Source organism: Geodermatophilus obscurus DSM 43160 (genome assembly GCF_000025345.1).
Classification (GTDB): Bacteria; Actinomycetota; Actinomycetes; order Mycobacteriales; family Geodermatophilaceae; genus Geodermatophilus; species Geodermatophilus obscurus.
Genome location: NC_013757.1, coordinates 3127160 through 3148132 on the forward strand (window position 1 = coordinate 3127160; position 20973 = coordinate 3148132).

The 20973-nt window shown below is 76.4% G+C and carries 18 protein-coding genes; 4 read left to right on the forward strand and 14 right to left on the reverse strand.

Going from position 1 to position 20973, the window contains the following annotated elements; translation table 11 throughout:
• Positions 1–29: 29 nt before the first annotated feature.
• The 5 genes from GOBS_RS14595 to GOBS_RS14615 all read right to left on the reverse strand — a co-directional run bounded on the left by GOBS_RS14595 (position 30) and on the right by GOBS_RS14615 (position 4443).
• On the reverse strand, positions 30–512 hold the full coding sequence (locus tag GOBS_RS14595; RefSeq protein WP_012949032.1) for a hypothetical protein: 483 nt from the start codon (positions 510–512) through the stop codon (positions 30–32).
• Positions 509–1417 (reverse strand): ParA family protein, encoded by a 909-nt coding sequence (locus tag GOBS_RS14600; protein WP_012949033.1) that lies wholly within the window; start codon positions 1415–1417, stop codon positions 509–511. The genes GOBS_RS14595 and GOBS_RS14600 overlap by 4 nt, the downstream gene beginning before the upstream one ends.
• Before the next feature lie 214 nt (positions 1418–1631).
• Positions 1632–2546: a site-specific tyrosine recombinase XerD gene (gene xerD / locus GOBS_RS14605; protein ID WP_208104300.1), complete on the reverse strand. Its 915-nt coding sequence runs from the start codon at positions 2544–2546 to the stop codon at positions 1632–1634.
• Between the two features lie 113 nt (positions 2547–2659).
• Positions 2660–3775, reverse strand: coding sequence for an alanine dehydrogenase (gene ald, locus GOBS_RS14610; protein WP_012949035.1), 1116 nt, complete (start codon positions 3773–3775; stop codon positions 2660–2662).
• Between the two features lie 248 nt (positions 3776–4023).
• On the reverse strand, positions 4024–4443 hold the full coding sequence (locus GOBS_RS14615) for a GlcG/HbpS family heme-binding protein (RefSeq protein WP_012949036.1): 420 nt from the start codon (positions 4441–4443) through the stop codon (positions 4024–4026).
• A gap of 95 nt (positions 4444–4538) precedes the next feature.
• Between GOBS_RS14615 and GOBS_RS14620 the strand changes: the two genes are divergently transcribed.
• The 3 genes from GOBS_RS14620 (at position 4539) to GOBS_RS25530 (ending at position 8450) form a co-directional block, all read left to right on the forward strand.
• A complete protein-coding gene (locus tag GOBS_RS14620) occupies positions 4539–5183 on the forward strand; it encodes a hypothetical protein (RefSeq protein ID WP_012949037.1) in 645 nt (214 codons plus the stop codon).
• Positions 5184–5360: 177 nt separating this feature from the next.
• Positions 5361–7697, forward strand: coding sequence for a M28 family peptidase (locus GOBS_RS14625; RefSeq protein WP_012949038.1), 2337 nt, complete (start codon positions 5361–5363; stop codon positions 7695–7697).
• Positions 7698–7799: 102 nt separating this feature from the next.
• On the forward strand, positions 7800–8450 hold the full coding sequence (locus GOBS_RS25530) for a hypothetical protein (protein WP_012949039.1): 651 nt from the start codon (positions 7800–7802) through the stop codon (positions 8448–8450).
• Between the two features lie 72 nt (positions 8451–8522).
• Here the strand turns inward: GOBS_RS25530 and GOBS_RS14635 are convergent, their stop codons facing one another.
• From GOBS_RS14635 to steA, 8 genes are read right to left on the reverse strand one after another with little or no spacing between them, the layout of a single operon-like run.
• Positions 8523–9122, reverse strand: coding sequence for an NUDIX domain-containing protein (locus GOBS_RS14635; protein ID WP_012949040.1), 600 nt, complete (start codon positions 9120–9122; stop codon positions 8523–8525).
• 40 nt (positions 9123–9162) lie between these two features.
• Positions 9163–10863 carry a CTP synthase gene (locus GOBS_RS14640; protein ID WP_012949041.1) on the reverse strand — a complete coding sequence of 567 codons (1701 nt, stop codon included), beginning with the start codon at positions 10861–10863 and terminating at the stop codon, positions 9163–9165.
• A gap of 13 nt (positions 10864–10876) precedes the next feature.
• Positions 10877–13252 carry a membrane protein gene (locus GOBS_RS14645; protein WP_012949042.1) on the reverse strand — a complete coding sequence of 792 codons (2376 nt, stop codon included), beginning with the start codon at positions 13250–13252 and terminating at the stop codon, positions 10877–10879.
• Positions 13249–14376, reverse strand: a complete 1128-nt coding sequence (locus GOBS_RS14650; protein WP_012949043.1) for a glycosyltransferase family 4 protein — start codon at positions 14374–14376, stop codon at positions 13249–13251. The genes GOBS_RS14645 and GOBS_RS14650 overlap by 4 nt, the downstream gene beginning before the upstream one ends.
• The gene (gene murJ, locus GOBS_RS14655; RefSeq protein ID WP_012949044.1) at positions 14369–15994 is read right to left on the reverse strand and encodes a murein biosynthesis integral membrane protein MurJ; all 1626 of its coding nucleotides are present in this window, start codon (positions 15992–15994) and stop codon (positions 14369–14371) included. The genes GOBS_RS14650 and murJ overlap by 8 nt, the downstream gene beginning before the upstream one ends.
• The gene (locus GOBS_RS14660; RefSeq protein ID WP_012949045.1) at positions 15991–16917 is read right to left on the reverse strand and encodes a hypothetical protein; all 927 of its coding nucleotides are present in this window, start codon (positions 16915–16917) and stop codon (positions 15991–15993) included. Before GOBS_RS14660 ends, murJ begins: the two co-directional genes overlap by 4 nt.
• Complete coding sequence (locus tag GOBS_RS14665; RefSeq protein ID WP_012949046.1) at positions 16914–17879, reverse strand: copper transporter; 966 nt, start codon at positions 17877–17879, stop codon at positions 16914–16916. Before GOBS_RS14665 ends, GOBS_RS14660 begins: the two co-directional genes overlap by 4 nt.
• Positions 17876–19063, reverse strand: a complete 1188-nt coding sequence (gene steA / locus GOBS_RS14670; RefSeq protein ID WP_012949047.1) for a putative cytokinetic ring protein SteA — start codon at positions 19061–19063, stop codon at positions 17876–17878. The genes GOBS_RS14665 and steA overlap by 4 nt, the downstream gene beginning before the upstream one ends.
• A gap of 165 nt (positions 19064–19228) precedes the next feature.
• Between steA and GOBS_RS14675 the strand changes: the two genes are divergently transcribed.
• Positions 19229–20071, forward strand: a complete 843-nt coding sequence (locus GOBS_RS14675; protein WP_012949048.1) for a TetR/AcrR family transcriptional regulator — start codon at positions 19229–19231, stop codon at positions 20069–20071.
• A 144-nt stretch (positions 20072–20215) separates the two neighbouring features.
• Here GOBS_RS14675 and GOBS_RS14680 read toward each other — a convergent pair whose 3' ends face one another.
• Complete coding sequence (locus GOBS_RS14680) at positions 20216–20932, reverse strand: class I SAM-dependent methyltransferase (RefSeq protein ID WP_012949049.1); 717 nt, start codon at positions 20930–20932, stop codon at positions 20216–20218.
• Positions 20933–20973 lie beyond the last annotated feature (41 nt).

Here is a 20973-nt window from a genome sequence, read left to right on the forward strand (position 1 = left end):
TGGCGGCTACCGCGGTGCGGAGGACCCCGCTACTTCTTCAGGCGCTGGACCAGGACCGAGTCCTCGCCGCGCTCGGCCAGGTCGGCGAGCAGCACGTTGATCGCCTCGCGCACGATCCGCCCGCGGTCGGCGGCGACGCCGTACTGGCCGCGCAGCGTGAGTCGCGCGCTCTCCAGCGCCAGCAGCTCCTCGGCGGAGATGTAGACGGTGATCTTCTCGTCGTGCTTGGTCCGCTCGGTGCGCTGCGCCCGGCCCCGGGTGGGCCGGACCGGCGCCACGGCCGGGGTGGGCTGGCGGAAGGAGGCCAGCGGGTCGGCGTCGTCCGCACCGCCGGGCACCAGGGTGAGCGGCGCGGTCGTCTCGCCGTCGCCCCGGCGGGCCGGCCCGCCGCGCAGCGCCGGCGAGCTCACCGTGGCGCTGATGCTGGGCAGCTCGGTGACCTCCGGCGCCGGGGCGGCGTCGGTGCGGCGGAACAGCTCTGCCGCACCCGGGAGGGTGGGACGGCGGGTCACAGTGCCAGGACCTCCTTCGCCAGGTCGCGGTAGGCCGACGCGCCCGTGGACGTCGGCGCCCACGTGGTGATCGGCTGACCGGCGACCGTGGTCTCCGGGAAGCGCACGGTCCGCTGGATGACGGTCTGGAACACGGTGTCGCCGAAGGCCTCGACCACCCGGCTGAACACCTCGCGGCAGTGCACGGTGCGCGCGTCGTACATCGTGGCGAGGATCCCGGAGATCTCCAGCTCGGGGTTCAGCCGCTCCTTGACCTTCTCGATGGTGTCGACGAGCAGGGCCACACCGCGCAGCGAGAAGAACTCGCACTCCAGCGGGATGACGACGCCCTGCGCGGCGGTCAGCGCGTTGACCGTCAGCAGGCCGAGCGAGGGCTGGCAGTCGATGAGGATGTAGTCGTACTCGTCCCGGACGTCGGCGAGGACCCGCAGCAGCGTCTGCTCACGCGCCACCTCGCTGACCAGCTGCACCTCGGCGGCGGACAGGTCGATGTTGCTCGGGACCAGGTCCAGGCCGGGGATGTCGGTGGACACCCGCACGTCCTTCAGCGAGGTGCGCCGCTCCATGAGGGCGTTGTAGATGGTCCGGTCGAGGTTCTGCGCCGGGACGCCGAGGCCCACCGACAGCGCACCCTGCGGGTCGAGGTCGATGAGCAGCACCTTGCGGCCGTACTCCACCAGCGCGGCACCCAGGTTGATGGTCGACGTCGTCTTGCCGACGCCGCCCTTCTGGTTGCACATCGCGATGATCCGCGCGGGGCCGTGCTGCGTCAGCGGCTTGGGGTCCGGCAGCCGGCGCATGCGCGCGCGGGCCGGGTCCAGCCGCGGCGCGGCGGCGCCCATCTCGGGCTCGGGGTCGGTCGGGAGCGCGAAGGCCTGGCCGGCCGCGTCCCCTCGGATCGCCATCGCTGTCGTGTCCTCCACCTCGTGCCCGTTCCGGTTCGCACCGGGAGCGGTCAGTCGTTCTGCCGCGCGGGATGTACCGACGGTAAGGAGATCACCACGGTTCACCCAGGAGGCACGCCGCATGTCGTGTCGACTTGGCGACCCGTGACAACACAGCCGTCACATGCACCCGAATCCGCTGGCAGAAGACGCCGAGAGGATCACCGAGCAGCTGTCAGGTCAACGCACGCGGGTGGCTGCTGGCGTACACTTCGCGCAGCCGGTCGACGGTGACGAGCGTGTAGACCTGGGTGGTGGTCACCGACGCGTGACCGAGCAGTTCCTGCACGACGCGGACGTCGGCGCCGCCGTCGAGCAGGTGGGTGGCGAACGAGTGCCGCAACGTGTGCGGCGAGACCTCCGCCGTGAGCCCGGCCCGCTCGGCCGCCGTCCGCAGGATCGCCCAGGCGCTCTGCCGCGACAGCGACCCGCCGCGGGCGTTGAGGAACAGCGCGCCGCCGCGCACCCCGCCCCGGCCGGCCGCGGCGAGCGCCGGACGGGCGCGCACCAGGTAGTCCTCCACCGCCCGCAGCGCGTAGGACCCGACCGGCACGATGCGCTGCTTGCCGCCCTTGCCGGCCAGCCGCACCACCGACTGGCCGCGGTCGAGGTCGTCGACGGCCAGCCCGACCGCCTCGGAGATGCGCGCCCCGGTGCCGTACAGGAGCTCCAGCAGCGCCCGGTCGCGCAGCCCCCGCGGCCCCTCCAGCGCGCCGGCGGCCTCGATGAGCGCGACCACCGACTCCACCGGGATGGCCTTGGGCAGCCGCCGCGCCGGGGACGGCGGGCGCACCTCGTGGGCGACGTCGTCGGGCACGAGGCCGTCCAGCAGTGCGAAGCGGTGCAGCCCCCGGACGGCGACCACTGCGCGCGCCGCCGAGGTGGCCGACAGCGGAGGGTGGTCGTCGTCCCCCTGCCGGAGCGCGGCGAGGAACCCGGCGACGTCGGACTCGGCCACCTCGCCCAGCCCGCGCACGCCCGCGGCGTCGAGGAACTCGGTGTAGCGGCGCAGGTCGCGGCGGTAGGAGGAGATGGTGTTGGCGGCCAGGCCGCGCTCGACGGTGAGGTGGTCGAGGTACCCGGTGACCACCCGGTCGACGGCGGAGGTGGTGGGCGCGCTCAGACCCTGCCCATCGTCCCGACTCCGCGCGCCGGGCCGCTCCTCGCTCGCTGGCGCTCGCTGCGATGCTCCCGTCGCTGTCGTCAGGACAGCACCTCCTCCAGGGGGACGGCGGTCATCCCGTGCGCCGCGGCGACCTCGGGCAGCACGACCTGCCCGGCGACCACGTTGACGCCGTGCGCCAGAGCCGGGTCGGCGTGGGCGGCGGCGACGGTGCCCTCGTTGGCCAGCGCCATGACGTAGGGCAGCGTCACGTTGGTGAGCGCGTGGGTCGAGGTGTTGGGGACCGCACCGGGCATGTTCGCCACGCAGTAGAAGACCGAGTCGTGCACCCGGAAGGTCGGGTCGTCGTGGGTGGTGGGACGGGTGTCCTCGAAGCACCCACCCTGGTCGACGGCGATGTCGACGAGCACCGAGCCCGGCTTCATCCGCGACACCAGCTCGTTGCTGACCAGCGTCGGCGCCTTCGCGCCCGGGACGAGCACCGCGCCGATGACCAGGTCGGCGTCGAGGACGGCCCGCTCCACCTCGTAGGCGTTGGAGGCGACCGTCTGCAGGTGCCCCTGGTAGATGCGGTCGGCGGCGCGCAGCCTGTCGATGTCCCGGTCGAGGACGACGACCTCGGCCTGCATGCCCAGGGCGATCGCGGCGGCGTTCATGCCGGAGACGCCGGCGCCGATGACGACGACCTTGGCCGCGTAGACGCCGGAGACGCCACCGAGCAGCACGCCCCGGCCGCCGTGTGCGCGCTCCAGGCTGTGCGCGCCGACTTGCGGCGCCATCCGGCCGGCGACCTCCGACATCGGGGCGAGCAGCGGCAGCGCGCCGCCGGCGGTCTGCACCGTCTCGTAGGCGATCGCGGTGGTGCCGGAGGTGACGAGCGCGTCGGTGCACTCCTTGGACGCCGCCAGGTGCAGGTAGGTGAACAGCGTCTGCCCGGCACGGAGGCGGGAGTACTCCTCGGCGACCGGCTCCTTGACCTTGAGCAGCAGGTCGGCGTCGGCCCACACGTCGTCGGCGTCGGCCACGATCGTCGCCCCGGCGGCGGTGTAGTCGCCGTCCGGGATGGACGAGCCCTCCCCCGCGCCCCGCTCGACGAGCACCGTGTGGCCGGCCCGCACCAGCTCGGTCACCCCGGCAGGGGTGAGCGCCACCCGGTACTCCCGGTTCTTGACCTCTCGGGGAACCCCGACCCGCATCGTCCGCTCTCCTGGTCCCGGCGGGACGTCCCGAGGGTGACGGGCGCCGCACCGCGTCGTGGGCCCACCCGGTCGGGGCGCGCCTCGCGCGGAGTCTAGGAGAAGGACCCCCTCGCCCCCCGCCATGAAAGGACCCCGTCCTCCCCACCCCTCGCTCCGCTCGGGGCGGTGCCCTGGACGGGGCCGCTGGCGGGCCCCTGCGAGGGAGCCCGCGCGGCGGGCCCCTGCACGGGCGCCGAGGTGCTCCCTCAGTCGGCGGTGGTGGCGTACCCGCAGGCGGTGACGGCGGTGCTGCAGACGTCCTCGTCCTGCTGCCCGGTGCCACCGCTGGCGCCGAGCGCCCCGACCAGCTGCCCGTCGGCGTAGACCGGGACGGCGCCCGGCTGCGGCGTGAAGCGGCCCCCGGTCATCGCGCTGAGCGCGGTGGAGAAGTTCGGCAGGCTGTCCATCTTGGTCTTCTGCCCCGCACTGGGCATGCCGTAGGCCGCCGCGGTCCAGGCCTTGCCCTGGGCGACGTCGGTGGAGATCCACGGCGCGCCGTCGGTGCGCAGCAGGGCCACGAGGTGGCCCGCCGCGTCCACCACGGCGAAGGACATGGGTACGCCGACCCGGGCGCACTCCTCGCGGGCGGCGGAGAGGAGGGCCAGGGCCTGGTCGGAGGTCAGCACCAGGTCAGCCTGCCAGCGCCCCGGGGTCTCCGCCTGCGGGGAGGGCGGCCGGGGCGGAAGGTGGGCGGGTCCGTCGTCCGACAGGAGGAGTGCCCGTGCACCTGTACGCCCCGTCCCCCGCGCTGCGCGGCCGCCAGCTCGCCGCCGACGTCGGGCTGCTGGCCTGGCTGGTGCTGTGGGTGTTGGTCGCCCGGACGGTGCACGGCGCGGTCCTCGCCCTGGCCGAGCCGGGCCGCGCCGTCGAGGACCTCGGCGCATCGGTCGCCGACAGCATGTCCTCGGCCGCGCAGGCCGCCGAGGACGTCCCCGTGGTCGGTGACGAGCTGGCCGCACCGTTCGAGGCCCTCGGCTCGGCCGGCGGGTCGGTCGGCGGCGCGGGGCAGGCCGCGCAGGACGCCGTCGGCACGCTGGCCACCGTGCTCGCCGTCGTCCTCGTCGTCCTCCCGGTGGGCTGGCTGCTGCTGCGCTGGCTGCCGTGGCGGCTGGCCTGGGTGCGGGACGTCGGCGTGGCCCGGAAGCTGGCCGTGGCCGACCCGGACGTGCTCGCAGCACGGGCGCTGGCCACCGCGCCGCTGACCCGGCTCGCCGCCCTGCCGCCGGGCACCGCGGGTGCCTGGCGGGCCGGCGAGCCGGCCGCCACGCGGGCGCTGGCGGCCGTGGAGCTGGAGCGCCTCGGAGTGCCCGGCGCCGGTCTCCTCGGCCCACCACCGACGCGTGGGCGGGCTCCGACCTCTCCGTGACGGCGCTCGGCGCGCTGCAGGACCCGCTGTCGTCGGTGCGTACGTCCGGGACGCGCCGGCCGGCGGGTCACCGGTTCCCCGCCCCTGGCGGGTCGTGGTCCCCGGTTCCATGCTGCCTACCGCGTCCTCGCCGGGCAGGGCGTCCGTGCCGCCACCTGCACGCCGGAGGTCGAGGTCATGCGCAGTCGCGACGACACGACTGCGCGGGCCCCGCGGCCCGTGGTCGGCATCGCCGCATCGGCGGTCCTGCTGCTGGTCGCCGTCCTGGCGGTGCTCGCCATGGCCCCGGCACGACCGCGGGCGGCGGACGCGGCGGTGGAGGTGTTCAGCGCTGCACGAGCCCTCGACCAGCTGGCGCACGTCGCCGTCGTCCCGCGCCCGGTGGGGTCGCCCGGCCACGCCCTCGCCCGTGGACACCTGCTCGCCACCCTCGGGGCCTGGGGCTGGCGCACCGAGGTGCACCAGGCCGTGGGGGCCACCGACTTCGAGGAGGCCGGCACCCAGCCGGTGGCGCTCGTGCGCAACGTCGTCGCCACCTGGCCGGGCACCGACCCCACCGGCACGGTGGTGCTCGCCGCGCACTACGACACCGTCGCCGGCTCCCCGGGTGCCGCCGACGACGGCATCGGGGTGGGCACCGTGCTGGAGGTGGCGCGGGCGCTGAGCGCCGAGGACGCCGCCCCGCTGCGCAACGACGTCGTGGTGCTGCTGACCGACGCCGAGGAGCCCGGCCTGCTCGGCGCCGAGGCCTTCGCCCGTGAGCGCGCGGCCTCGCTCGGGGAGACGGTGGTGCTCAACCACGAGGCCCGCGGGGCGTGGGGAGCCCCGACCACCTTCCGGACGACGTCCCCGAACGGGGTGCTGCTCGAGGCGCTGTCGGGTGCGCCGGGGGCCTCGGCCGACTCCGCCTCCGAGGCGGCCTTCGAGGCACTGCCCAACGGCACCGACTTCACCCCGCTCACCGGGGCCGGCCTGCACGCGCTCGACACGGCGATCGCCGCCGGCAGCGCCCACTACCACTCGCCCGTCGACGACCTGGCGCACCTGAGCCCCGCCTCCGTGCAGCAGATGGGCGACACCAGCCTCGCGGTGGCCCGCGACCTCGCCGCAGCGGACCTGGCCACGGTCGCAGCCGGCGGCGGGCAGGTGGTCACGACCCTGCCCTGGGGCCTGCTGCGGTACCCGCAGGCGGCGGAGGGACCGCTGGCCCTCGCCGCGCTCACCGGCGCGACGGCGCTGGTGGCGCTGCGCCGGCGCCGGCGCGCACTGACGCTGCCGCGCACCGCGCTGTCCGCCCTCGTCGCGGTGGTGCTGCTGGCCGCCGCCGGGACCGCGGGGTGGGCGACGTGGCAGCTGGCGCTGCTGGTCGACCCCGGCCAGGCCTCCGCGGTGGTCGGGGACCCGTACCGGCCCACCGCCTACGGGGTGGCGGTGCTGCTGGCGGCTGCCGGCATGGTCCTGGGTGGGTACGCCTCGGTCCGCTCCCGACTGGGTCCAGCCGCGGTCGCCACCGGTGCGCTGACCGCGCTGGCCGTCGCCGGAGCGCTCCTGGTGCTGGTACCCGGGGTCTCCGGCCTGCTGGTCCTGCCGGTGCTCTGCGCCGTCGTCGGGTCCCTGGCCGCGGAGGTGATACCCCCGCGGGCGGCCGCCGTGCGCGCCGCCGCGGTCCTGGTCGGCTCGGCGGGCGCCACCCTGCTGCTCGGGCCGGGCGCCTGGGTCGCCGCGGACGTCGGGCTGGCCACGGGCGGGCCCGCCGCTGCGGCGTTCCTCTGCGTGCTCCTGCTGCTGGTGCTGCCCGTGGTCGACCTCGCCTGGCCGCTGCCGCACACGCCCCGGCGCCGGCAGGTGCGGAGGACGGCCGCGGTGCCGACGGCGGTGCTCCTCCTCGCGGTGGGAATGACGGCCGCCGGGCTCGTGATCAACCGGGCAGGCGCCACGGCGCCGCGCCAGGAACAGCTGGAGTACGTCCTCGACGCCGACGCCAGGACGGCGCTGTGGACCTCGCGCACCGGCCCGCGCAGCACCTGGAGCGCCGAGCTGCTGACCCGGTCCCCCGCCCGGCTCGACGACGTCCTCCCCCGCGCGGGGGACGCCCCGCTCGCCCACGGGCCCGCACCGTTGGTCGACCTGGCGGCGCCGGAGGTCGCGGTCGTGGCCGACACGGCCCGCGACGGGCAGCGCGAGCTGGTCCTGCGCCTGTCCTCCGCTCGCGGCGCTGCTGCGGTGGGCCTGTGGGTGGACGCCGCCGGCGCCACGGTGCGCGGCGCGCGTGTCGCCGGCCGGGAGCTGCCGCTCAACGGCGCGTTCGGCCCCTGGGACTTCGGGTTCGTCCTCGAGGGCGCGCCGGCGGACGGTGTCGAGGTCCGCCTGCTGCTGGACCAGCGCGCCGGTGCGCTGGCGCTGCGCATCGCCGACCGCAGCGACGACCTCGCTGCCGTGCCCGGCGCCATCCCGCCACGGGGACGGGTGCTCGTGACCCCTCACCTGTGGGTGGTGCGCGGGATCGAGCTGTGAGCCGCCTGCGGTGCTCAGCGCCCGGGGCGGGACCGTGGGTCGATTGGGCTTGAGGAGGCCGGTGGGACTGCCGATGACGGGGAGGACACCGGGAGGTACTGCGTGGCACGGCGGGCACGACGGCGGGGACGCGGGACCGGGACGGTCGCCGCGGTGGCGGCGGTCGGGCTGATCGCGCTCAGCGGCCCGGTCACCGAGGTCGCCGCGACGGTGACCGCCTCCCGCACGCCGCTGCCCGCCGTCCCCGCTCCGGCAGCCGCGCTGCCCGGCCAGGTGCGCGTCGTCGCCCCGGCGCCCGCAGCCCCGGCCGCCGTCCCCCCGGTGAGCGTCGTGGACATCCCGCGCCCGCAGCCCATCGAGGTCCGGGTGCGGCCCGGCGTGCCCTACGGCGTCATGCCCGACACCGATCCGCCGCCGTCGGCGTGCGGCGGCTACGCCAACCCGCGGCAGATCCTCCCGGGTGTGGTGCCCGGCGTCGCCTCGGCCACGGTGAGCTGGCAGGCCGACGGCTCCGCCGCGGTGCAGCGGTACCGGGTGCAGGCGGTCAGCCAGCAGCTGGTCAGCGGCCTGCAGCCGGACCCGCCGTTCCAGGTCGCCGCCCAGCCCGCGGACTGCGTGCCGGTCACGGTGACCTTCGCCGGCCTGACCTCCGGCGTCCCCTACGTGTTCTGGCTGGAGGAGGAGGTGCCCGACTCCCTCGGCGTGCTGCGCTGGGTGCAGGTGGGCACCTCGTCCGCCGTCGTCATCCCATGAAGGACCCTTCTGCCCCCACCGCTCGCGAGCTCGCGGCGGGCCCCTGCGGAGGGGCCACCTCCGACGAGGTGGTCATTCAGCGTCGGCGGGACGCAGCTGCGGCGCGGTCGCCCGGACCTGCGCCGCGGCCAGGACGCCGATGACCGCCGAGGAGTTGCGGATCCCCCCGGAGAAGACCCGCTGCACCGCCTCGTCCAGCGGCACCCGCTCCACGGTCATGTCCAGCTCCTCGTGCTCGACGACGAAGCCCTCCGGCCGGTCGACGGCCGACAGCCCCTCGGCGAGGTAGACGAGGATCTGCTCGCTGCAGAAGCCCGGCGTGCTGTAGCTGTTCGCCAGCAGCGACCAGCGCTCAGCGGCGAGGCCCGCCTCCTCGGCCAGCTCCCGCTTAGCGGTGGCCAGCGGGGCCTCGCCGTCCGCGTCACGCAGGCCCGCGGGCAGCTCCCACAGGTAGCCGCGGACCGGGTGGCGGTACTGGCGGACCATCACGATCCGCCCCTCGTCGTCCACCGCGGCGACGGCCACCGCACCGATGTGCCGCACGATCTCCCGGACGCTGTCCCCGCCGCCGGGCATGGCGACGGTCTCCTTGACCAGCGTGATGATGCGGCCCTCGTGCACCGTCTCGGTGGCGAGGACCTCGTACTCCCCCGGCCGGGCGGGCTCCACCATCAGATCCCCACCTCCTGGGTCCCGGGAGCCCAGCGGTCCATCAGATCCCCACCTTCTCGGCCTCGTCGATCGGCACCGGCAGCCGGGCGGACTCGGAGAAGTCGATCGCCGCCTGCACGAACGCCGCGAACAGCGGGTGCGGCCGGGTCGGGCGGCTCTTGAGCTCCGGGTGCGCCTGGGTGCCGACGAAGAACGGGTGCACCTCGCGCGGCAGCTCGGCGAACTCGACCAGCAGGCCGTCGGGCGAGGTGCCGGAGAAGACCAACCCGGCCTCGCCGATCCGGTCGCGGTAGGCGTTGGCCACCTCGTAGCGGTGCCGGTGCCGCTCGGTGATCTCGCATGCGCCGTAGGCCTGCGCGACGACCGAGCCCTTCTGCAGGGACGCCGGGTAGCTGCCCAGCCGCATCGTGCCGCCCATGTCGCCCCGCCCGGCGACGACGTCGACCTGGCTGGCCATCGTCGCGATGACCGCGTCGGGGGTGTCCGCGTCGAACTCGGCGGAGTTGGCCTCCGGCAACCCGGCCAGGTTGCGCGCCGCCTCGATGACCATGCACTGCAGGCCCAGGCACAGGCCCAGCAGCGGGACGCCGTTGACCCGCGCGTGCCGGATCGCGCCCAGCTTGCCGTCGATGCCGCGGACGCCGAACCCGCCCGGGATGCAGACGCCGTCGACGCCGGCCAGCGCCCGCTCGGCGCCCTCGGGGGTCTGGCAGTCGTCGGAGGGCACCCAGCGGATCTGCACCCGGCTGCGGTGCGCGAACCCGCCGGCCCGCAGCGCCTCGGTCACCGACAGGTAGGCGTCGGGCAGGTCGATGTACTTGCCGACCAGCGCGATGGTCACCGTCTGCTTCGGCGCGTGGACCCGGTCGAGCAGGTCGCCCCACACGGTCCAGTCGACGTCACGGAACGGCAGGCCCAGCCGGCGGACGACGTAGGCGTCCAGGCCCTCGCGGTGCAGCACCTTGGGGATGTCGTAGATCGACGGCGCGTCGGGGCAGGAGATGACGCCCTCGGCGTCGACGTCGCACATCAGGCTGATCTTGCGCTTGAGCCCGGTGCCGATCTCCCGGTCCGAGCGGCAGACCAGCGCGTCGGGCTGGATGCCGATGTTGCGCAGCGCGGCGACCGAGTGCTGGGTCGGCTTGGTCTTCAGCTCACCGGACGGCGCGATGTAGGGCACCAGCGAGATGTGCAGGAAGAAGCAGTTGTCCCGGCCGATCTCGTGGCGCACCTGGCGGGCGGCCTCGAGGAAGGGCAGCGACTCGATGTCGCCGACGGTGCCGCCGACCTCGGTGATGACGACGTCCACGCGCTCGGGGCCCTCGGCCGCGGCCATGATGCGCGACTTGATCTCGTTGGTGATGTGCGGGATGACCTGCACGGTGTCGCCGAGGTACTCCCCGCGGCGCTCCTTGGCGATCACCTCGGAGTACACCTGGCCGGTGGTCACGTTCGACCGGCCGGTGAGGTCGGTGTCGAGGAACCGCTCGTAGTGCCCGATGTCCAGGTCGGTCTCGGCGCCGTCCTCGGTGACGAAGACCTCGCCGTGCTGGAACGGGTTCATCGTGCCGGGGTCGACGTTGAGGTAGGGGTCCAGCTTCTGCATCGTGACCCGCAGGCCACGGCTGGACAGCAGGGCCCCGAGGGAGCTGGCCGTCAGGCCCTTGCCGAGGGAGGAGACGACTCCGCCGGTGACGAAGACGAACTTCGTCGGCTGGGAGTTGTGGAGGAGACCCCTCATCCCGTGGTCATAGTCACGCGTGCCATGCGGTCGATCCACGGGAGACGACCGTAACACGGGTGCCGCCCTCCCCCGCCCGGTCCGACGGGGTGCCGTCGGCCACCTCCGCGCCGCTGCGCGGGCCGGCGCCCAGCCACACCAGCAGCGGCACGAGCAGCGTCGCCGCGGTCGCCGGCAGGGCCACGCCGGAGTCGTTGGCGGCCGCCCCGAGGGCGAGGCTGAGCGCGGCGGCCAGCAGCCCGGCCCGCAGGACCACGAGGTCGGCGGCCGGCAGCAGGTCGCGGCGGCCGCGCAGCAACCCGGGCCCGCGCAGCGGACCCGGCAGCCACCCCGCCGGGCGCACCAGCCAGACGGCGGCGACCAGCGCGACCGGCAGCAGCCAGGCCAGCGGGCTGCCGAAGAGGATGCCGAGGTTGGCCTCTGCCTTGCGGCTGACCACCGTCCACGCCTCGCCGGTGAGCAGCTGCTCGACGAACCGGCCCAGGTGGCTGCGCTCGGACGGCGGACGCAGCCAGTCGACGAACGCCAGCGAGCCGACCGCAGCCACCGCCAGCGCCAGCACCGCCGCCATCCGGGTCACCGTCACGCGGGTGCCGGTGAGCAGCATCGCCAGCAGCAGGAACCCGGGGAGGGCGGCGAGCACCCCGCCGAAGTCGCGGCCCAGCATCGGGGCCCCGACGACGAGCACGGTGAGCGCCCCGGCGCCGAGCACGACCGCCGCGGTCGCCACCCGGGCCCGGCCGGCCGGCGCCCGGCGGCCGGCCGCGGTGGCGAGGGCGGCGGTGAGCAGCAGCGCGCTGGTCCCGAGCAGCCCGAAGCCGAGGTTGCCGTAGCCGGTGAACCGCCCGGCCACGATCGGGTCGTAGCCGAGCAGGCCGTTGAGCTCCAGGGTCGACCCGGTCAGCACGTCGCCCACCAGGGTGCCCAGCGTGATCACCAGGACGGCGGCCGGCGGTCCCAGCCGGTGCCGGCGCCACGGGCCCAGCGCGGCGACGGCGAGCACCGCGGCCGCGGCGAGCAGGACGCTGCCGGCCAGCGCCAGGCGCGGCACACCGGCCCGCTCCCACGGCAGCAGCCCGGCGAGGTAGCTGGCGACCGGCACCGCCGCGGCCCCGAGCGCGACCGGGCGCACCGCGCCGCGCAGGCGCTCGCCGGCCGGGCGTGGTGCCCGGTCACGGCGCCGGCCGCCGGCCACCAGCAGGCCCAGGCCGACGACGGCGGCGTTCAGCAGCACCAGGCCGATGAAGAAGGCGCCGGTGCTGCGGTAGTGCACGGAGGCGGCGGTGTTGGCCCGCTCGAGCAGTGGGATCGCCTCGGCCAGCGGTCGCCGCTCGTCCTCGGACTGCAGCGGCTGGCCGTTCATCGACGCCGTCCGCTCCAGGCCCAGCGCGGCCAGCACGGTCGGCGCGACGTCGATGAGCTGCACGAACGGCGCCCGCCCGGTGCTCGCCGAGGTCAGCCAGCGCGGCTCGGTGAACCCCGGGCCGGAGGCGATGGCGACGTGCAGCTGCGCCCGGCCGTCGTTGACCTCGCTGATGCCCTGCACGAGCAGCAGCGTCTCCCCCGGCGCGGCCGCCACGGCCTCGACCAGCCGGCCGAGCGCGGCGTCGATCGCGGCCAGCGCGGCCGCGCGGGGCCGCGGCTCGGTGCCGGTGTCGCTGCCCTCGAGCGCCGGCTCGCCGGCGTCGACCAGGTCGTTGAGGCCGACGAGCGCCAGCGGGCAGCCGGTCAGCAGCTCACCGGGGTCGGCCGGCAGCTGCTCGCGCTGACCGATCGTCACGCCGGGGGCGGCGACGGCCAGCGCCGGCGCCCGGCCGACGACGGTGGCACAGCCGACCGCCTGCCCCAGCGCCGCGGGGTCGGCGCCGAAGCGGGCCGTGGCGGAGTCCGCGGCCACCGCGGCGACGGCGGTCTGCGGATCGGCCAGGCCGGCCGCGGCCAGCCGCTCCTGCAGTCCGCAGTGCGACAGCGCCGGGCTGGCCGGCGGCACCGGCGGGGTGGACTCCTGCGGCGCGGCGTCCGCCGGTGCGCCCGGATCGGCGGGGGCCTCGCCGGGCAGCGGGACGGTCGGCAGCGGCACCGGCGGGATCGACTCGTCCGGCGCCGGGAAGCGCGCGCGGTTGCCCGCCCCGAGAGTGGCCCAGCCGTCGAGCACGCAGCTGGTGGCGCGGGCGGCCCGCACCGACACCGCGCCGATCGGCGAGCCCTCGGCCAGTGCCCACAGCTGCGGGGTGGCCTGCGGGTCCACGTCGTCCCACACCAGGCCGGGGACGCCGACGACGACCACCCGGTCGGCGCTCGCGCCCTCCGCCGGGGCGGCGCGGGCGGTCCCGCCGCCGGCCACCAGCACGGCCAGGACGGCGAGCAGCAGCGCCGCGAGCCGGGTCATCGGGGTGCGCCGAGCAGTTCGCGGTAGAGGGCGACCAGCTGGCGGGCGGTGGCGGCCTCGTCCGGCCAGGTCGCCGCCTGCCGGCTGCCGGCCTCGGCCAGCCGCCGGGCGCGCGCGGGGTCGGCCAGCAACCCGGTGACCGAGTCGGCCAGCGCGACGGGGTCGCCCACGGGCACCAGCTGCGCGCCGTCCCCGAGCAGCTCGGGCAGCCCGCCGGTGCGGGTGGCGACCAGCGGGGTGCCGGCGCGAAGCGCCTCCTGTGCGGTCAGCGAGCGGGCCTCCCAGCGCGAGGGCAGCACGGCGAGGTCGGCGGCGGCCAGCAGGTCGGCGACGTCGCTGCGCCGGCCGAGCAGCACCACGGGCAGCCGCTCGGCGGCGATCCGGGCGGCGAGCTCGTCCTGCAGCGGGCCGTCGCCGGCGACCGCCACCAGCGGTGGCGGCGAGCTGCCGGCCCACCGGGCGGCGGCGTCGAGCAGGACGTCATAGCCCTTCTGCGGGTGCAGCCGCCCGACGGCGAGGACCAGCGGCCGGCCGTCGGCCAGGCCGAGCTCGGCGCGCACCTCGGCGGCGGTCCGGGCCGCGGCGGGCAGCGGCGGCGCGGAGACGGGGGCGACCCGCACGTCCCGCGCACCCTGCCGCCAGGCGTTCTCGGCGAGGTCACCGGAGGCGGCGAGGACGACGTCGGCGCCGCTGATCGTGGCCCGCTCGGCCAGCCGCAGCACCCGGCGCAGCGCGCCTCCGCCCTCGGGCAGGGCGTTGTGCAGCGTGAGCACCAGGGGCCGGCTGCGGTCGCCGAGCCGGCGGGCCGCCGCGGCGACCAGGCCGGCGCGCAGGCCGTGGGCGTGCACCAGGTCCGCGTCGGCGGTGGCGCGGCGCAGCGCGGCGACGGCGCGGGCGTCGGCGCCGGGCGAGAGGCCGGCCGAGATCCCGACGGGCGCGAAGGCGGCACCCGCCGCGGTGAAGCCGAACAGCTGCTCGGTGGCCGCAGGTCCGCACACCCGGACGTCGGCGCCGGCCGCGACCAGGACGGGCAGCACCGCCCGCACGTGCGTGCCCACCCCACCGGTGCTGGTGGCCAGGACCTCGGCCACCCGGCGGCCCTGCAGCGGGAGCCGCTCAGCCACCGTGCACCTCCTGGGGATCGCCTCGTCTCACACCGCGCACGGCGGCCAGCAGCGGGCCGCGCGCCGTTCCCATCATGACCGCCGTGGCGACGGCCAGGGCGGCCGCCGCGGCGAGCACCCCGGCGCCGACCGTCGCGAGCAGACCGCCGCCCGGCACCGGGTCGGCGCCCAGCGCGCCGGCGACGGCCAGCCCCGCGGCCCCGGCGAGCGCGGCGGCCAGCAGTGCGGGCAGCCCGGTGCGGGCGACCCCGGCCAGCCCGGCCGGCCCCACGACCCGCGCGACCACGGCGAGCAGCGCCAGCCCGGCGACGGTGACCCCGGTGCTGTGGCCGGCGGCGAGGGCGGCCCCGCGGTCGGCCGCGGGCAGCAGGGCGGCGAGGACGACGTCGGCCGCCACGGCCACGAGCCACCCGCCGAGCACGCACGCCGTCGGCGCCTTCCACAGCCCGCGGGCGTAGAGCGCGCGGGAGAGCAACGCCACCAGCCCGTAGCCCGGCAGCCCCGGCGCGAAGGCGACGACGGTGTCCCGCAGCGCGCCCACGACGTCCGCCGGTTGCCCGGCGAGGAACACCCCGGCCATCGGGCCGGCGACCGCCACCAGCACCGCCGCGGCGACGGTCGAGGCGACGACGACGAGGACGGCCACCGGGGCCAGCGCCCGGCGGAAGCCGGCCTCGTCCCCGGTCTCGGCCCGCTCGGCCAGGCCCGGGTAGGCGGAGGTCGCCAGCGGCACCGCCAGCGCGGCCCACGGCACGAGGAAGACGGTGAGCCCGGCGGTGTAGACGACCTGGGTGCCGTCGGGGGCGCCGGCGTTGGCCAGCCGGATCGCCACCGCGGCCAGCAGCTGCTGCCCGGCGAGGGTGAGCACTCCCGCGACCGCCAGCCGGCGCACCCGCGGGGCGGCGCCCACCGGGAAGCGCAGCGACGGCCGCAGGCCCAGCCCCAGCCGGCGCACCGGGAGGACCAGGCAGAGCGAGAGGGCGGCCACGCCGAGCGTCGTCCCGACGGAGAGGACGAGCTCGGCGGGGGTGGACAGCCCCTCCGCCGTCCGGCTGCCGCCTATCGCGGCGAAGGTGAGGTACGCGCCGGCGACCACGACGCTGGACAGCAGCGGCGCCAGCGCGGGGGCGGCGAAGCGGCGGTGGGCCTGCAGCACGCCGGTGAGCACGATGCCGATGCCGTACAGCACGACCTGCGGGGCGAAGACGACCAGGAAGCGGGCGGCGAGCTCGACCTGGGCCGGGTCCCCGGCGCCGAGCAGCAGCCGGGCGACCGGCTCGGCGCACAGGGCGAGCAGCACGGCCAGCGGCGTGAGCACCAGCAGGCTCCAGCCGAGCAGCGCCGAGGCGGTGCGCCGCACCTGGTCGCGGTCGCCGGTCGCGATGCCGCCGGCCAGCATCGGCACCACGAGACTCGCCAGGGCGCCGCCGGCGACGACCTCGAAGACGATGTTCGGGACGTTGTTGGCCGCCAGGTAGGTGTCACCGGAGCTGCCGGCGCCCACGGCGTTGGTGAAGACCAGCGTGCGGCCGAAGCCGGCGAGCCGGGCCAGCACGGTGAGGACGGCGATCAGCGCGGCGGCGCCGGCGACCCCCCGGACGACGTGCCGGGAGCTCATGCCCCGCGTCGGCCGAGGCGGTCCAGCTCCCGCAGCACGGGGGTGGCCTCGATGACCCGCGTGAAGCTCACCCGCTCGCTGGCCAGGGTCAGCCCGACCACGACCGCGAGCGCCCCGGCACGCGCCGCGCGGCCCGGCACCGCCGCCAGCCGGAGCCCGAGCAGCGCGCCGACGGCGTTGGCGCCGCAGTCGCCGAGCATGACCCGCTCCCCCAGGTCGTCCGGCAGCACGGCGAGGCTCGCTCCGAGCGGGCCGGCGACGAGGGCGCCCGACGGGCTCCCCAGCCCGGCGGCGGCGGCGAGCGCGGCGGCCTTGGCCGCCCGGCCGGGACGCAGGTCGAGCAGGTTGACCAGGTTGGCGGTGCCGGCGACCAGCCCGGTGGTGAGGACGGCGTCGGCGAGCGGGGTGAGGCGATGGAGCGGCCCCGCTGCAGGTGGAAGGACCCCGTCCCCCTCACCCCTCGCAGGCTCGGGGCGGTGCCCTGGACGGGGCCGGTGGGGGGCAGCGGGGTCCTTGTGGAGCAGGGCGGCGGCCGCGGCGGCGGCGCCGATGCCGGCGACCTTGACCGCACCGGCGGAGACCCGCCCGGCCCGCAGCGCGCGCAGGTGCCCGGCCAGCCCCTTGTCGCGCGCCTGCTCGGGGCGGGCGCCGGCGAGGTCGTCGTAGCCACCGACGAGCCCGGACACGGCGCCCACCAGCGCGGCCGCAGCCCGGGTGCCGGCCGGGGCGCCGGCGACCGCGGAGGCCGTCGCGGCGAGGGCCAGGGCCGGGCCGCCGAGCAGGGTCACCGGCCGGCCGGCGTAGTTGGTGCGCCGCCAGGGCGCCCCGGACGGGCGCGCGTCCAGCGCGGCGGCACCGGCCAGGCCCAGCCTGGCCCCGGCGGCACCGCCGAGCGCGAGCAGCGCCGATCGCCGGCGGGTCACGGGCTCGCGGCGGGCAGCGGCGGCACCGGCTGGGCGTCCTCACCGGTGCCGTAGGCGCCCGAGGTGCCCTGGCTCTCCCGGCCGAGGGCGAGCACCGTGCTGATCCGGCCGGACGCCGCGTCGACGTTGTCCACGGTCGAGACGGCCACCGAGTTCTCCGGGTCGGCGCGGATGACGCCCACCAGACCGGTGTCCCCGGCCGAGGCGGCGTCGCCGGCGACGACGGCGCCGGAGCCCGCGGCGTCGAGGGCCAGCGCCAGGTCGACGAGGGTGTCGGTGCGCTGCGCGGCGTCCTGCTCGGCGTCCTGCTCGGCGGGGGCGCCGGCGGTGAGCACCACGGCGAAGTCGGCCGGGGTGACCGAGCTGGACTCGACGTCCAGCACGTCGAGGGCCCGCAGCCCGGCGAGCACCGAGGAGAGCGCGGCGGTGTCCGGCGCCGGGGCGCCGGGAGCGGCCGGGCGCATGAGCACCCGGGCCAGCAGCGAGCCGACCAGCTGCCCGGTGTCGTCGGTCTCGGGCAGCGTGACGCCGGTGGGCAGGCCCGGGCCGGTGACGTAGCTCTGCACCTCGGCGGCGGTGGCCGGGTCGCTGTACCCCGGCTGCAGCCGGACCGTGCCAGTCACGGTGCCGCCGGCCTGGCCGACGAGGGTGGAGACCTCCTCGACGGTCTCGGTGGCGACGTCCTCGCCGGCCGCGACCAGCACGACGCTGCGCCCGGCGAGGTTGCCGGCGACCAGGGACGGGGCGACGGCCTGCTCGAAGGCGTCACTGGTGTCCACCTGGGCCTGCAGCTCCCGCGTCTGGGTCTCCAGCTCCCGCTTGTCCTCGGCGAGCGCGGCCACCTCGCCCTCGAGGTCCTCGAGGATCGGCGCGTTGAGCGCCGTGGTGCCGATGACGATGCCCAGCGCGACGGCCAGGAAGACCGCGATCAGCGAGACCAGGTGGTAGCGGAAGTCGATCACGAGAAGAGGTTCTCCAGCCAGAACACGAAGCTGTTCCATTGGTCGACCGTCAGGTCGAGGTAGACGCGGCCGACCGCGGAGACGGCGAGGGCCGAGCCGATGGCCACCAGGGCGGCGAGCACCAGGACGACGAGCGTCAGGGTCGAGATGCGGCTGCGGTACAGCCGGCTGACCCCCTTGGCGTCGACCAGCTTGCCGCCCAGCCGCAGCCGGGTGAGGAAGGTGGAGGCCATGCCGCCGCGGCCCTTGTCGAGGAACTCGACGAGCGTGGCGTGGGTGCCGACGGCGACGATGAGCGTGGCGCCCTTCTCGTCGGCCAGCAGCATCGCGATGTCCTCGCTCGTGGCCGCGGCGGGGAAGGTGATCGCCTCGACCCCGAGGTCCTGCACGCGGGCCAGGCCGGGGGCGCGGCCGTCGGCGTAGGCGTGCACGACGACCTCGGCGCCGCTCTTCAGGACGTCGTCGCTCACCGAGTCCATGTCGCCGATGATCATGTCGGGCCGGTAGCCGGCCTCGACGAGCGCGTCCGCGCCGCCGTCCACGCCGATGAGCACCGGCCGGTAGTCGCGGATGTAGGACCGCAGCGCCTGCAGGTCCTCCTTGTAGTCGTAGCCGCGGACGACGACCAGCACGTGCCGGCCCTCGATCTGCGTGGCTACGTCCGGGACGCCGACTCCGTCGAGCAGCAGCGCGCGCTCGCGCTTCATGTACTCCATCGTGTTGGTGGCGAACGCCTCCAACTGCACCGACAGCCCGGCGCGGGCCTCGGCCATCGCCTCGGCGACGGACTCCGCGGTCTGCTCGGTGCCCTCGGCGACGACGGTGCCGTCCTCCCGCAGCAGCCGGTTGCCGTCGACGCGGACCGCCGTCCCCTCCTTGACGGCCGACAGCACCTCCTTGCCCACCCCGTCGACGAGCGGGATGCCGGCGTCGACCAGGATCTCGGGGCCGAGGTTGGGGTAGCGGCCGGAGGTGCTGGGCGCGGCGTTGACCACCGCGGCAACCCTGCAGGCGACCAGCGAGTCGGCGCTGACCCGGTCGATGTCGACGTGGTCGATGACCGCGACGTCACCGGGCCGCAGCCGCTTGGTGAGGTTCTTGGTGCGGCGGTCGAGCCGCACGGTGCCGGTCACTCCGGGGGCCGCTTCCGGCGCCCGGCCACGGCGGAGGGAGCCGATGCGCATGGCCTGCACTCTCCCACGGGGACCTGGGGCCACCGTCCTCCGACGCGCATCGGCGACATACCAGTCACGCAGAGTGTCCGACACCACGGAGACGACGACACGCCGGGCACACCTGCCGCACAGACCCCGCCGGAGCCCCCCGCCGGGCTGTCTAGCGTTGGCGAGGTGACTCCAGGGGCGCATGCAGTCGGCCGCACGGACGAGGACGACGACGCCCGGCCGGAGACGCCCGAGGCGGCCGTCCACGACCTGCCCGCGCCGGCGACGCCTGACGACGAGGCGCCGCCGCTCCCCGGGGCCACCACGCCGGCCGCTCCCCCGGCCCCCGCCGAGCCCGAACAGCCCGCCCGCGGGCGGCGCGGGCGGCGCGCGCTGCGCGGCCCGGGCCTGCGCGAGCGGCGCCGCCAGCAGACCCGCGGCACGATCATCGAGGCCGCCGCCGAGCTGTTCGCCGAGCGCGGGTTCGACGCGGTCAGCGTCATGGAGATCGCGCAGCGCGCCGGCGTGGTCGAGAAGACCGTGTTCAACCACTTCCCGGTCAAGGAGGGGCTGGTCTTCGAGGCCGACCCCCCGATGCGCGCAGCGCTGCTCGAGGCGGTGCGCCGCCGTCCCGCAGGCGAGTCGGTGAGCGCAGCGGCCGGCACCTTCGTCGTCCGGGCGATGAGCGGGCTCGGCGCACCCGAGGCCGCCGCCGGTGTGGCCGAGATGGCCCGGGTGATCCGCGGCAGCCGCACGCTGCAGGTGCGCGAGCGGGAGATCCTCGGCGAGCTGACCACCGCGCTGGCGGAGCTAATCGCCGAGGAGACGCAGGCCGAGCCGGGTGAGCTCGCGCCGTGGCTGGCCGCGCACGCGGTGCTCAGCCTGTACGCCGCGCTGCTGGAGCTGGCCCGCGACCGGGTGCTCGCCGGCGTCTCCGGCCCGGAGCTGTCCGCGGAGCTGCGCGCCCGCGGCGGGCGGGGTCTCGCGCTGCTGCAGTTCGGCCTCGCGGGTTACGCCAAGCGGCGGTGACGATGACCTCGCGGTCCTCCGGACCGCACCGCGGCCACGTGCCGTCCCCCGTTGAGCTGAGCCCACCCCGGCCCTCCTCGCAGGACCCTGCGGGCCCCACTCGTCGGACCGCCCCGCAGGGCGGCTCACCTCATGGCGCCGGGGTCAGACGGCGATCTGCAGGGCCCGCAGCAGCTGCGCGCCGCGGTCGCCGGGGATGTCCGCGTCCTGCGTGAAGAGCGCGACGGCGACCATGTACTCGTCCTCCCCCGCCCAGCCGCGGCCCTCGGCGACCAGCCGGCGGACGTGGTCGCGCACCTTCTGCTCGCTGCTGTACTCGCCGTAGTCCAGGCACATGGCGAGGAAGTTCACGACGCGGTACCCGAGGTCCTCCGCCGTCCGGACCGTCGTCTCCGGGTCGGCGTAGCTCGGCACCGCGGTGACCACGTTGCGGTAGCCGGCCTTGAGCAGCTGCAGCACCAGGTCGTTGCCGTACACCCCACCCCAGAGTTCGGGCATGCGGATGTCGCGGTCCGGCGCCGGGATGTAGGGCGGGTTGGCGATCACCGTGGACGCCGACGGCCCGGCCGCGGAGTCGGCGCGGTCGAAGAAGTCGCCGAACTCGACGGTGTAGCGGTCGGCGACCCCGCGGGCGGCGATGTTCTCCCGGGCCCGCTCGACCGACGGGGCGCTGATGTCGAAGCTGCGCACCCGCAGCTCCGGCAGGCCGGCCACCACGTCGGCGATGGCGGTGGCGTCACCGGTGCCGAGCTCGACGACGCCCTCGCGCGCCCAGCCCAGCTGCTCGCGGTAGTGCTGCAGCAGCATGCAGACGCTGAACCCGTAGTGCGCCGACTCGTCGGCGGAGGAGAAGCAGCTCACCGGGCGGCGCCGGTCAGCGCGGGGTGGGCGAGGGGCCGCGC